Consider the following 12286-nt stretch of genomic DNA (forward strand, 5'->3'; position numbering starts at 1 on the left):
CCGTCAGGAAGTGACGCCCGTCAGGAAGTGACGCCCGTCAGGAAGTGACGTCGAAGCCGCCGTAGTTCCTGCGGAAGAGGTTCGCCGGGTCGTATCGCACCTTCAGCCCGGCGAGCCTCTTGTGCGTTCCGGCGTCGTACAGACCCTCCGTGCGGTCCCCGGACCCGAACGCGAAGTTGAGGGCGCGCCCGACCGTCCACGGCTCCACCTCGGCGAACGCCGGATCCAGCAGCGCCCGCGCGGCCTCGCGGGTGCGCATCGTGAGCAGCCGCACCAGATAGCGTCCCGCGCGGTGCGGTACGCAGTTGGGGGCCTCCCTCGCCAGCGCCCCGCCCAAGTGGTTGATCTGGAGCACGCACGGGGACGGCGCGCCCGGCCCGGTGCGCGCCATCAGGCGGGCGCCCGCCTCCACGTCGAGGTCGTCGAGCACCGCGCTGTCCCCGTAGTACGCATGGGGGAATTCGGGGTCCTTGTGGATGGTGTGGCTGTCGGCGTACGGCATCTCGCGCAGCGAGTCCTCGAGCGCCGGGCCGATCTCCCGCAGCGGGGCGACGAGCCACTCGCCGTCGGCGCCGGTGTGGGCGAGGCGGACCGAGACGATGTACCGGCCGCGCAGCTGCGGGGGCAGCGCCGGGATGTCGGGGTGGGAGACCGCGGAGAGGGACGACGTCAGTTCCTCGGGCACGCTCTCGGTCCACTTCCGGTAGGCGCGCAGGACGGCCACCGGGGGGACCGCGTGCCCGTCGAAGGAGAGGACCCCGCCGTACAGGCGGGGCACCGGGACGAGGTCCATCTCCAGCTCGGTGACCACGCCGAAGGCATGGCCCGCGCCGAGCAGGGCCCCGTACAGATCGGGGTCGCCGGCCCGGGTGACGGTGCGCGTACGGCCGTCCGCGGTGACGACCTCCAGGGAGCGCACGTGGTCGGCCGCGTAGCCGAAACGGCGGGCGAGAATGCCGAGGCCGCCGCCCAGGATGTAGGAGACGGCACCCACGCCCGGCCCCGAGCCGTTCAACGGGGCGAGCCCGTACGGCACGGCGGCGGCCACGACCTGCCCCCAGCGCGCACCCGCCTGGATGCGGACGGTACGGGCCTCGGGGTCGACGGTGACACGGTCCATGCGCTTCGTCGTGATCAGGACGCCGCCGTCCGCGTCGCCCGGCAGCCCGTGCCCGGTGGCCTGGACACCGACCGGGAGTCCCCGCTCGGCCGCGTAGGCGACCGCGGCGGCCACGTCCCGCGTCGAGGAGGCGGCGAAGACCACGTCGGGCCGTAGGGTGAACCCCGTCTGGAAGCCTGAGAGTTCCTCCTCGTAGCCGATGTCGCCGGGGCGGAGGACGAGCTGGTCTGTGGAGCCTTTCAGAAGATCCATGACCCTCAGCATGGCGGCATAACCGGACATAAGCCGTCAGGTCATCACTGACCCGGGGGCCTGTGTCGCGCTCGGCCCCGGGGACGCCCCGCCGCGTCCCGCATCGGTGCCACCGTATGCGGAAGGGCCCCGCGGCCGTATGCCACGGGGCCCTTCTCGACGCTCACGCGCCGGTCAGGCACCGACCTCCGCCCGCGCCTGCTCCGCGTCCGCGGCCGGCTCGGCGGCCCGGCCGCCGCCCAGCTTCTGCTTGACCACGGCGATCACGAGCACGACCGCCGCCACGAGCAGCGACAGCAGCACCGTCTCGCGTCCGTCGTGCTCCGTGTCGGTCAGCATGTAGCCGAGGACGAACACGATCAGTGCGGCGGTGGCCCAGGTCAGGTACGGGTACAGCCACATCTTCACGACCAGCTTCTCCGGCGCCTCACGCTGGATGATCTTCCGCATCCGCAGCTGGGAGAAGCAGATCACCAGCCAGACGAAGAGGGCGACCGCACCGCTGGAGTTGACCAGGAAGAGGAAGACCGAGTCCGGGAACTTGTAGTTGAAGAACACCGCCACGAAGCCGAAGAGGACGGAGGCGATGATCGCCGCCATCGGCACACCACGGCTGGTGGTCCGGGCGAAGGCCTTCGGAGCGTCACCGCGCCGGCCGAGCGAGAAGGCCATGCGGGAGGCCGTGTAGAGGCCGGAGTTCAGGCAGGACAGCACCGACGTCAGCACGATGAAGTTCATGATCTGACCGGCGTGCGCGATCCCCAGGGAGTTCAGGGCGGCGACGTACGAGCCCTGCTCCTTGATCGACGGGTCGTTCCACGGCAGCAGGGAGACGACCACGAGGATCGAGCCCAGGTAGAACACGCCGATGCGCCAGATGATGCTGTTGGTGGACTTGGTCACCGCACGCTGCGGGTCCTCGGACTCACCGGCCGCCAGCGTGGCGATCTCGCTGCCCATGAAGGAGAAGACGACGAGCAGCACACCGGTGAGGATCGCCCCCGGCCCGTGCGGCAGGAAGCCGCCGTGGGCGGTTAGGTTGCTCAGCCCGGCCTTGTCGCTGTGCACGCCGGGCAGCACACCGAAGACGGCGAGGGCGCCGACGACGATGAAGGCGCCGATCGCCACGACCTTGATACCGGCGAACCAGAACTCGAACTCACCGTAGGAGCCGACGGAGACCAGGTTGGTCGCGGTCAGCACGATCATGACGATGAGGGCCCAGCCCCACTGGGGCACGGCCGGGATCCAGCCCTGGAGGATCTTGGCGCCCGCTGTGGCCTCCACGGCGAGCACGACCACCCAGAAGAACCAGTACAGCCAGCCGATCGAGAAACCGGCCCAGCGGCCGAGGGCGCGGTCCGCGTGCGCGGAGAAGGAGCCGGAGGTGGGGTTCGCGGCGGACATCTCGCCCAGCATGCGCATCACCAGCACCACGAGCGTGCCGACGAGGGCGTAGGAGAGCAGGATGCCGGGACCGGCGGTGGCGATGCCGCTACTGGATCCGACGAACAGACCGGCGCCGATGACGCCGCCGATGGCGATCATCGACAGATGACGGTTCTTGAGTCCGGCCTGAAGGCCGCCGCCGGAGTCTCCGGCGCGGCCGGGGGCGTTTCCGGCCTTTGTGGGGGTCGGCTGCGAGGTCATAAAGGAGATTTCCTTTGAGCCGGGAGTACGGGGATGTGGGGGACACACGCACGTACGAATACGGGCCCCGTACGGCGCGGAGCACGCGGAGTACGGGGGCTCATACGAGCGGTGTACGAGCCGGTCCAGTGAATCTGAGGCGAAGAAATTCGGGAACCTGTGAATCCAAATTGTTACTTGAGGTTTCCTTGAGCATCAATGGTGTAGGTCACATCTTTTTGGGTCGGAACCCCGCGAAGCCGATCGGTGGCGGGCGTGACACACTCGGACCATGCGCGTGTATCTCGGCTCCGACCATGCCGGCTTCGAACTGAAGAACCACCTCGTCGAGTGGCTCAAGTCCGCCGGCCACGAGCCCGTCGACTGCGGGCCCCACATCTATGACGCCCAGGACGACTACCCGCCGTTCTGCCTCCGCGCGGCGGAGCGCACCGCGGCGGACCCCGACGCCCTGGGCATCGTGATCGGCGGCTCGGGCAACGGCGAGCAGATCGCCGCGAACAAGGTGAAGGGCGTACGGGCGGCCCTCGCCTGGAGCGAGGAGACGGCGTCGCTCGGCCGTCAGCACAACAACGCGAACGTCGTCGCGATCGGCGCGCGGATGCACACACAGGACGAGGCGACGAAGTTCGTCGAGACGTTCCTGAGCACACCCTTCTCGGGTGACGAGCGGCATGCGCGGCGCATCGACATGCTGTCGGCCTACGAGACCACGGGCGACCTGCCGCCGATCCCCGCCCACCACCCGCAGGACTGATTCCGGCGCCCGCCGGGCGCCGGAAGGGCGTGAACCGGGGGCCGTGCGCCCCCGGTGTGCCGCCGTACCACGGGTACGGCGGCACACGGACGATCCGAAAGGGGCGAGCGTGCCGGAGGGGCACACGATTCACCGGCTGGCCGGGGACTACGCCGCACGGTTCGCCGGCGGGCCCGTCGCCGTCTCCAGCCCCCAGGGCAAGTTCGCCGATGCCGCCGCGCTGCTCGACGGCGCCGAGCTGCACACCGCCGACGCCCACGGCAAACACCTCTTCCTCGGCTTCCGCGGCGGCGACTGGGTGCACATCCATCTCGGCCTCTTCGGCAAGGTCGCCTTCGGTGACACCCCCGCGCCCAGGCCCACCGACACGGTCCGCCTCCGCCTCGCCAACCCCGTCTCGTACGTCGACCTGCGCGGCCCCACCACCTGCGCGCTGATCACCGACGAGGAGAAGGACGCACTGCACGCCCGCCTCGGCCCCGACCCGCTCCGCGAGGACGCCGACCCCGCGGCCGCCTACCGTCGCGTCTCCCGCAGCCGTACGACCATCGCCGCCCTGCTCATGGACCAGAAGGTCATCGCCGGTGTGGGCAACGTCTACCGTGCCGAGGTCCTCTTCCGGCACGGTGTCGACCCGTACCGCCCCGGCAAGGACATCTCCCCGGCCGAGTGGGACGCGATCTGGGCCGATCTCGTCGGCCTGATGCGCGAGGGCGTCCGCAACAACCGCATCGACACCGTCCGCCCCGAACACACGCCCGAGGTCATGGGGCGCCCGCCGCGCGTGGACGACCACGGTGGCGAGGTGTACGTGTACCGCAGGGCGAACCTGCACTGCCACGTCTGCGGCGGCGAGATCCGCACCGCCGATCTCGCCGCCCGCAACCTCTTCTGGTGCCCGGGCTGCCAGAAGCGGTAGCCGTCACCGAGCGGTCAGAACCCGTGCGGCAGCCAGGGCGCCACCGCCGAGCCGAACGCGAGCGACGCCTCCGCCAGCGCCCCCTGCCGCAGCTCCCGTACCCGTCCGGCCGCCGCCAGCGCCGTGAGCGACACCCCGCCCAGGTACGCCGACCCCAACTCCCGCACCGACAGGGCGAGATCGGCCGTGTCGTCCGTACGCGCACAGGACGCGCCCTTCGTGTCCCCCGTCAGCCGCCAGCGCCCCTCGTTCCACGGGCAGAAGGCGTCCTCCACCTCGACCACCACGTCCACCGGCGCCTGGTACGTCCGGGCCTGGAGCGCCGCCCCGACGTCGACGAGACGCACATGGAGCGCGTCCCGCAGCCGTGGCCGGCACCGCCGTATGTCGGACACCAGATGCTGCCAGCCCTCGTCCTGCGGCCGACCGTGCACGGTCAGCGTCGTCGTCAGGTCTATACCGAACAGGAAACGCCACAGCGCCGCGTCCGTCGCCGGGTCCAGCGCGGCCAGATCCTTCAGGGCGACCGTGCCGTTGTGCCCGGTGACCCCCCAGTCGAGTTTGGTGCGGAAGCGGGCGTACCCCGTGATCTCCCCGTCCCGCTCGGCGACCACGCACTGAAGCGATGACGCCCCGTCCCGCTCGCCCGGCGGGTCGAGCAGGAACAGCCGCTCCCAGCCGGGCTCCCGGGCCGGCATGCCGGGGCGGGAGGGCACCAACCGTGCGTAGACCGCCTCGCACGCGTCGAGGACATCGGCGGGGGACGCGTACCGCAGCCGTACCTCATCGGTACCGGCCGGAACGGACAGGTGCACGCGGCTCGTGTCGATCTCCGCGCCCAGCTGGAAGGTCCCGACGCCGTACCCGAACCTGCCGTAGATCGCCGGCTCGGACGCGGTCAGCACGGCCAGCGGCTCGCCCCAGTCACGGATGTCGTCCAGCTGCCGGCGCATCATCGACGTCAGCACCCCGCGCCGGCGATGCGTCGCCGCGACGCTCACCATCGTGATGCCGGCCGTCCGGACCGGGGCACCGCCGGGGACCGTGAGCCGGAAACGGAACGCGCCCGCCGTACCCACACACTCCCGGTCGTCCCATACGCCCAGACAACGGTCGAACGGTGTGAGTTCCTTCCAGAGCGCCCGCTCTTCCGGTGATTCCTGCGCCCCGCCGAACGCCCGGAGGAGGTTGCCGTACCAGTTGTCCCACTCGTCGTGCCGCAGCACCCGCACGTCCGTCGTCATGGGCCATGCCTACCAGGGCAATGCGGGACGAGCGAGTGGATTTCTCCTCGGTCGCGGGGGCCCGGTTCCTGTGAAGTTCAGCGCTCGGAGGGGGGACAAGTGCGACCTCCCGTGCCAAGCACCTGGTCCGATGGATAGGGTCCCGAAGCAATGGCAGCAGGACGAGAGCGGCGCGCGGAAGCCGAGACCTTCACGGCCCGGTTGAGGATGCAGTGGCACCGGGCCCGAACCGGCGTGCGCAGATCCGCGGTGGACTACTTCCGGGGGGACGGCTCGGACTGGGTGGCGCTGGCCGGACTGCTGCTGATGGTTCCCCTGATCGCGGCGACCACCCTGGTCGATCCCGTGTGGTGCTCTCCCGCGGTCCTCGTCCTGCCGATCGTCGCCGGCGGCCTGCTGCTGCGCCCCTCGAGCCTGCTCGGCCTGTACGCCGCGGCGGCCACCGCGCTGATCGTCGAGTCGGTCAAGCTTGGCCCGTACACCGAGGGTCCGTCCCGGGTCACGCCCGGCATCGTCCTGGTGGTCGCGGCCTGCGGGTTCTTCGGGCTGCTGATCGCGCAGTTCCGCAGCCGGGTCGGCGTGCCCTGGCGGCGCGGCGGAACCATGCTCTTCGACCTGCGCGAACGCATCCGGGTCCAGAGCAAGCTGCCGAAGCTGCCGGTGGGCTGGCATCGTGAGATGGCGCTCAGACCGGCGGGCGGACAGTCGTTCTCGGGCGACTTCGTGGTGGCCGCCCGCACGAACGGGGGCCGAACACTGGAGGTCGTCCTGACCGACGTCTCCGGCAAGGGCATGGACGCCGGCTCGCGCGCCCTGCTGCTGTCCGGAGCGTTCGGCGGCCTGCTGGGCTCGCTGCCGCCGCACGCCTTCCTCCCCGCCGCCAACGGCTATCTCCTGCGCCAGGACTGGGACGAGGGCTTCGCGACCTCCATCCATCTCGTCCTGGACCTGGAGTCGGGCGACTACGAACTGTACTCGGCCGGCCATCCGCCGGGCCTCCAGCTCAGCGCGGGCAGCGGCCGCTGGGAGGAGAAGGCGGCGGAAGGCCCGCTCCTCGGGGTCTACGACGGCGCCCAGTTCGACTCCGTGAAGGGCACACTGCGCCCCGGCGATGTGCTGATGCTGTTCACGGACGGCCTGGTGGAGACGGCCGACCGCGACATCGTCGAGGGCATGGACCGCCTCACGGGCGAAGCCGACCGCTATGTGGCGGGCGGCTTCCGCGGTGCCGCCTGGCATCTGATCGAGGCGGTGGCGAAGGACGTCAACGACGACAGGGCGCTGCTGCTGATCTGCCGGGAGGGCCCGACGGCACAGTCCGCGGCCCGCTGAACCGCTGAGCCCCCTTCCGCGTCCAGCGGGAAGGGGCGTGGGGGGGAAGGGGCGTGGGCGGGAAGGGCAAGCGAGCGCGAAGGGCAAGCGAGCGCGAAGCTAAGCGGCGGCTCGCTCAGGCCTTCGCACGCTCCCGCGCCTGCGCCGCCGCGTCCCTTCTGAACGCCCAGTCCATCTCCGGCTCCATCACACACCGGAACAGCCGCCGCACCGGTGACGTGCACAGCAGCGTCACCAGCGCACCCGCGAGGAGCGTCACGGACACCGCGCCCAAGGGCCGGTGCAGCCAGGCCGCGTCGTACCAGCCCTGGTAGTCCGCGCACTTCACGAAGAACCCGTGCAGCAGATAGCCGCACAGGGTGCCCGCGCCCAGCGTCGTGAACCACGTCTTCCGGCCCGGCACCCAGGCGAAGAAGCAGACGCTGAGGAGCAGCGAGCAGCTCAGCAGCGCGAGCACCATCACCGGACCGCACCACCACGGCACGCCCAACTCCTGTGCGCTGTCGCGGTGGTAGAACCAGGACGGGTTCATCCGCGGCACCGCCCACCAGGCCACGGCGAGCGCACCGGCGAACACCGGCACCGACAGGATCCGCACCGAGCGGCGCCGTACCAGCCGGAAGTGCTCCTGCTTCAGCGACAGACCGATGACGAAGAACGGCAGGAACTGCAGCACACGCTGGAGGTCGAGGTCGTCACCGATGTCGGGGGAGACGGACGCCAGCATGGCGATCACGACGGCCAGCGGCACCGGCTGCCGGACCAGCTTCCACAGCGGGGTGGTCATGCGCCAGATGAAGAGCGCGGCCAGGAACCAGGTCAGGTACCAGGGGTCGAGCAGGCTGATCGGCAGGCCGGGGTCCCCGCCCACGGTGCGTTTGAAGAGGACGTACGCCGTCTCGAACACGACGTACGGCACCAGGACGCCCGTCACCAGCCGCTTGAGCCGGTCGGGGCGCATGTCGAAACTGCGGGAGAAGTAGCCGGAGATGACGATGAACGCCGGCATGTGGAAGGCGTAGACGAACATGTACGCAGCCTGGAGGACGCGGCTGCCGCCCTTCAGCGGCTCCCAGGAGTGGCCCATGGCCACCAGCACGATCGCCAGGTACTTGGCGTTGTCGAAGAAGGCGTCACGCTGCCTGGCAGGCGGTCTTGCCGGCTCGGCGGCGCGTGGGCTCGGGACTCCGTCCGCGGGTGATGTGACCGGGGGGAGTGGCGCACGCGACAGTGGTGCCGACGATGGGCCCGTTGCTCTTGGGGAGGAAGAGGCGGCGTGGAACATCTGAGGCACCCTAGCGTTCTCGAAGGGCTCTCGTAAAACCCTCGAATCGCCTACTGCTTATCAGTCCCGGATACCCCGGATCCGGCGGAGTCCGCATTGCCGTCGCGTGTTCTGGCACACACCGATTTTCCTACCACATAGGGGTGTTGTGTCCCCATTCATCCAGACTAAAGCGGGCATACCGTCCGCGGGTGACTCTGGCGGAATGTCCGGCGATGGAGGTGGTGAGGGGGATATTCGAATAACCTGCGAACGCGATGCGTGGACATGGAAACGATCTATGACGCTATTCCCGCCGCCGGCGCCTCGAATTACTGAGCGGGAGCGTGGAGTTCACGATCACCCGGCGGTGCGCTCGCGCGGCGCCCGCGGCAGAGGTGACCGACGATGCCTCACGGGCCGCATAGCGCGGGCCGGTTGGTGGCACGATGGTTCTGGCGGGGGTGCACAAGGGGTTGGCGCCCCCGGGCCGGGAGAGCGGACCGACCGAGGGTGTGATCAGTTGTGGCCATTTCGCTGTCAGTGGTGCTGCTGTTGGCGATCATCCTGGTGGTGTTGATCCGAGGGGGCTCGATCAAGGCCGGCCCAGCGATCGTGGCGATCCTCTTCGGCTTCTTCCTCGCCTCGACCGGCATGGCTCCGTCCATCAACCGCTTCCTCAACTCGATAGCGGAGACCATCAACTCGATCAGCTTCTGACCGGGGCGGCACCGGAACGGCCGCTCCGGGCCGCGCGGGCGGTCCGGAGCCGACCGGGACGAACCAGGGGCGTTCGGGGTGTCGCTGCGCGACGAGGACCCGAAGGAGGTGGGCGGTTACCGCATCGAGGACCGCCTGGGCTCCGGCGGGAGGGGGGTGGTCCACCTCGTGCGGTGCTGTGCCGGAGCGAGGCCGGGAGCACCCGGATCTCCCTCCTCGTCCGGCCACGGGGGCCGCGCGCTGGACCGCCGCGGCCGAGGGCCTCTCTCCCTCCTGGGCCGGGACCGCGGCCGGCCGGTCCTCGCCGAGGCGGACATGGGCACGACGTGCCGCGCGATCACGACCCTGGACCCGTCACCCGGGTGGTCCGCGTCCCGCTCGCCCGCCCCCGGCCGGCACAGGCAGCCGTGCACCTCGGCGCGGCACCCTCTACTTCACCCTGGGTAACGGCAGCGTGCGCTCCGTCGATCCGTGCACCGGCCGCCAGGACTGGGAGAACGGCTCCACCCTGGAGAACCCGGGCCCTCCGCCGGCCTCCGGCGCTCGCGTCTATGTCGCCTCCCCGAACGGCCGGCTCGCCTCCCCGGACCGGCGCACCGGAAAACTCCTGGCCACCCGCCCGGGCCACAGCGGCAGCGGCAACGTCGACGCGACCGCCGGCAGCGCATCCCCGGCCCTGCCGGGCGACGCCCTGTACGCCCCGTACGGCTGCCGCCCGGTGTACTCGGTCGACGTACGGCGTCTGCAACCGTGAGCCACGGCCGGGCATGGCACGGGGCCGGGCAGGGAACCGGGGACGCAAGGGGCGCGCGCCTGGCTATGGTGTGATTCCGCCGGGCCTCGCCGGCCCCTCGATCACGGCGCGGTGCAGCATGACGCTCAGCCGCCGGACGACGGCGATGGTCAGCGCGGCGGCTCCGATGTGCAGACCACCGCCGAGCATCACCTGCCGCAGCGCCTGGCGGGCCCTGCCCGCTGTCGCGGCCCGCTTCAGGGCCGAGTGGTCGAGCGTGGCCCAGTGGCCTGCGGCGAGAACGGTGAGCCACCACACCGTCAGCAAGGGGTTGCCACGACGGCGCCGCGCCGCCGGCCGGGCGGCAGCCCACAGATCGTTGACGAACATCTTCGGGACGAACAGCTGTGCTAGACGAACAGCTGTGCCAGTGGAACCAGCCGGCCGAAGAGCACCCACGCACGGTGGCGGCGCTGTCCCCGGGGCCAAACGGTGTCTGCGAGCGAGCGCATGCTGTCGAGCCGGAGGACGAACAGCAGCATGGTCACGAGGAACGCCGCCTGTGACCACCCGGTCAGATTCCCGAATCACATGTCGGCCCTGGCCAACGCCTGGCCGTCGGCAGACCGCTTCAGCGGCAGTGCCAGCAGCACCTGGTACTTGTGCCGGCCCGCCACCCCGGTGGCCACCGTCAGCAACACGAAGCAGGCAAGCATGCCGCACGTCCATGAGGTGAGCCCGCCGGGCGACGCCGCTCTTCGACGCATGCCGTACCCCCGGAAGCCCACTGGTGCGGACTTTCCGCAGGTCGCAGCGGACTTTAGTGCACGCAGGGGGCGCGCGGGGCCGGCCAGGTCCCCGGAAAGGATCAGGGCCAGGCGGAGGAACAACCCTCCGGCCTGGCCCTGAGCCATACAGAGCGGGCGACGGGAATCGAACCCGCGTAGCTAGTTTGGAAGACACCGTATGCGGGTGGCGGCTGACCTGGCAGGGCACTGACTTGGGCCGGAGTGTGATCGGCGCGGCTGTTCCCCGTGAGTTCCCGTTGCATCCCGCCGGACCGGGCACGCAGCGGGCACGGCTTGAGTGGCGACGCACGCAGCCCGGCCGTATGGGGCGGTGTGCGACCGAAGGGGGTCGAGGTCTATCGTCCGAGCATGGTTTTCGCCTTGCCAGAGGGTCTTCCCCCGGGGCGGTTCGTCTCCTCGGGGTCGGTGTGCGTTTGGGTTGCGGACGAACTGCCGTCTGACGTCGATGGCGTGTGGCGACCCTTGCTGCACGGGCAGGAAGACACCGGGCTGGTACCACTGCTGAGCGGACCGTTCCTGGGCCGTCCGACGGACCTGGCCGAGATATCCGCTGTCCGTCTGGAGAACGTCCTAGCCTCGGACTTCGCCGAGTACCGGCGCCGTCGTCTGCCCTATTGGACGGACCCGAAGCCGGTGCCGGTGCCCGAGGGTATCGAGCCGTGGCCGCACGATCCGGGCCCATCCTTCGAGACATGGCCGGGCCTGACGCCGGCGACTTCGGTCACGGACGCTGATCCCTCCCCGGCGGACGCTGCAGCGCGCACGATCGGCCACCTCATAGCCACAAACCCGTACCAGCTGGCCGGATGCAGCCTCGTGCTGGTCCCCGCACAGCGCAGCGCCGATATACCGGCACTTCTCGGCTGGAATGCGGAGGCTCCGCTGCCGCTCGTGTGCGCGCTGCTGCGCAGCTGGGAGGAGCGGTTCGGCGCTCGGGTGGTGGGAATGGGAGGCGAGTTGTTCGTCTCCGTTGCCCGCCCACCGCGGACCGCGGCGCACGCGGAGCTGCTTGCCCTGGAGCATGTCCTGTCGACCGCTGACAACATCGTCGATGATCCGCCAACACCCTTCCCCGAGTACGCGGATAGTTTGCCGCTGCGGACGCACTGGTCGTTTTGGTGGGACTGACTCGCCAGCGCCAAGTGACCGTCATCTCCGTGGATGATCCAGAGCCCGTGCATAGGTACGCGGTCGGCGTAGCGGCTTTGGGGTGGCGCTGCTTTGGCGCGAGTGATCATGGCCCCGTAAGCTTCCGGCGCGTCGGGCAGTCTGTGGACCTGCCCGGTAAAGCACGACGTTGGGGCCATGATCTTCGAGGCTCGCGCCAAAGTGGCTCCGTAAAGCCGTGGAGCCGACCGCCCCAGCCACGACGTGTTTTGACCTCATACTCCGTGTGCCTGCCTCTTGGGCGGGAGCGGGCGGCCGGCGGTGCCGAGCGGGGCGGAGACATGAGCGCGGGCGCCGCCGGCCGCCCGCGCCCGCCCGG

Annotated in this window: 13 protein-coding genes; 6 read left to right on the top strand and 7 right to left on the bottom strand. The window is 70.3% G+C overall.

Annotated features, from left to right (window positions below; all coding sequences use genetic code 11):
* Positions 1–37: 37 nt before the first annotated feature.
* Complete coding sequence (locus ABZ876_RS22185; RefSeq protein ID WP_361783715.1) at positions 38–1372, bottom strand: FAD-binding protein; 1335 nt, start codon at positions 1370–1372, stop codon at positions 38–40.
* 174 nt (positions 1373–1546) lie between these two features.
* Positions 1547–3022 carry an amino acid permease gene (locus tag ABZ876_RS22190; protein ID WP_361783718.1) on the bottom strand — a complete coding sequence of 492 codons (1476 nt, stop codon included), beginning with the start codon at positions 3020–3022 and terminating at the stop codon, positions 1547–1549.
* 271 nt (positions 3023–3293) lie between these two features.
* Between ABZ876_RS22190 and ABZ876_RS22195 the strand changes: the two genes are divergently transcribed.
* Both ABZ876_RS22195 and ABZ876_RS22200 read left to right on the top strand, forming a co-directional pair.
* Positions 3294–3779 carry a ribose-5-phosphate isomerase gene (locus tag ABZ876_RS22195; RefSeq protein ID WP_361783721.1) on the top strand — a complete coding sequence of 162 codons (486 nt, stop codon included), beginning with the start codon at positions 3294–3296 and terminating at the stop codon, positions 3777–3779.
* 109 nt (positions 3780–3888) lie between these two features.
* The gene (locus tag ABZ876_RS22200) at positions 3889–4698 is read left to right on the top strand and encodes a DNA-formamidopyrimidine glycosylase family protein (protein WP_361783724.1); all 810 of its coding nucleotides are present in this window, start codon (positions 3889–3891) and stop codon (positions 4696–4698) included.
* Between the two features lie 14 nt (positions 4699–4712).
* On the opposite strand, the gene ABZ876_RS22205 is transcribed toward ABZ876_RS22200, so the two are convergent.
* Positions 4713–5942 carry a GNAT family N-acetyltransferase gene (locus ABZ876_RS22205; protein ID WP_361783727.1) on the bottom strand — a complete coding sequence of 410 codons (1230 nt, stop codon included), beginning with the start codon at positions 5940–5942 and terminating at the stop codon, positions 4713–4715.
* A gap of 150 nt (positions 5943–6092) precedes the next feature.
* Here ABZ876_RS22205 and ABZ876_RS22210 point away from each other — a divergent pair, with 150 nt between their 5' ends.
* Positions 6093–7274 carry a PP2C family protein-serine/threonine phosphatase gene (locus ABZ876_RS22210; protein ID WP_361783730.1) on the top strand — a complete coding sequence of 394 codons (1182 nt, stop codon included), beginning with the start codon at positions 6093–6095 and terminating at the stop codon, positions 7272–7274.
* 115 nt (positions 7275–7389) lie between these two features.
* On the opposite strand, the gene ABZ876_RS22215 is transcribed toward ABZ876_RS22210, so the two are convergent.
* The gene (locus tag ABZ876_RS22215) at positions 7390–8559 is read right to left on the bottom strand and encodes an acyltransferase family protein (RefSeq protein WP_361783733.1); all 1170 of its coding nucleotides are present in this window, start codon (positions 8557–8559) and stop codon (positions 7390–7392) included.
* Between the two features lie 504 nt (positions 8560–9063).
* Between ABZ876_RS22215 and ABZ876_RS22220 the strand changes: the two genes are divergently transcribed.
* Positions 9064–9258: a hypothetical protein gene (locus tag ABZ876_RS22220; RefSeq protein ID WP_026178055.1), complete on the top strand. Its 195-nt coding sequence runs from the start codon at positions 9064–9066 to the stop codon at positions 9256–9258.
* Positions 9259–9712: 454 nt separating this feature from the next.
* Positions 9713–10012: a hypothetical protein gene (locus ABZ876_RS22225; RefSeq protein WP_361783736.1), complete on the top strand. Its 300-nt coding sequence runs from the start codon at positions 9713–9715 to the stop codon at positions 10010–10012.
* Positions 10013–10075: 63 nt separating this feature from the next.
* Here ABZ876_RS22225 and ABZ876_RS22230 read toward each other — a convergent pair whose 3' ends face one another.
* The 3 genes from ABZ876_RS22230 to ABZ876_RS22240 are packed head-to-tail and all read right to left on the bottom strand — an operon-like array spanning position 10076 to position 10707.
* The gene (locus ABZ876_RS22230; protein WP_361783739.1) at positions 10076–10450 is read right to left on the bottom strand and encodes a DUF4328 domain-containing protein; all 375 of its coding nucleotides are present in this window, start codon (positions 10448–10450) and stop codon (positions 10076–10078) included.
* Complete coding sequence (locus ABZ876_RS22235; protein WP_361783778.1) at positions 10402–10539, bottom strand: hypothetical protein; 138 nt, start codon at positions 10537–10539, stop codon at positions 10402–10404. Before ABZ876_RS22235 ends, ABZ876_RS22230 begins: the two co-directional genes overlap by 49 nt.
* A 39-nt stretch (positions 10540–10578) precedes the next feature.
* Positions 10579–10707 carry a hypothetical protein gene (locus ABZ876_RS22240; RefSeq protein ID WP_361783742.1) on the bottom strand — a complete coding sequence of 43 codons (129 nt, stop codon included), beginning with the start codon at positions 10705–10707 and terminating at the stop codon, positions 10579–10581.
* Between the two features lie 543 nt (positions 10708–11250).
* Here ABZ876_RS22240 and ABZ876_RS22245 point away from each other — a divergent pair.
* Entirely contained in the window at positions 11251–11928 is a 678-nt protein-coding gene (locus ABZ876_RS22245) for a DUF4253 domain-containing protein (protein ID WP_361783745.1), read from the top strand.
* Positions 11929–12286 lie beyond the last annotated feature (358 nt).

The sequence above is a fragment of the Streptomyces sp. NPDC046931 genome, from assembly GCF_040644655.1.
Lineage (GTDB): Bacteria > Actinomycetota > Actinomycetes > Streptomycetales > Streptomycetaceae > Streptomyces.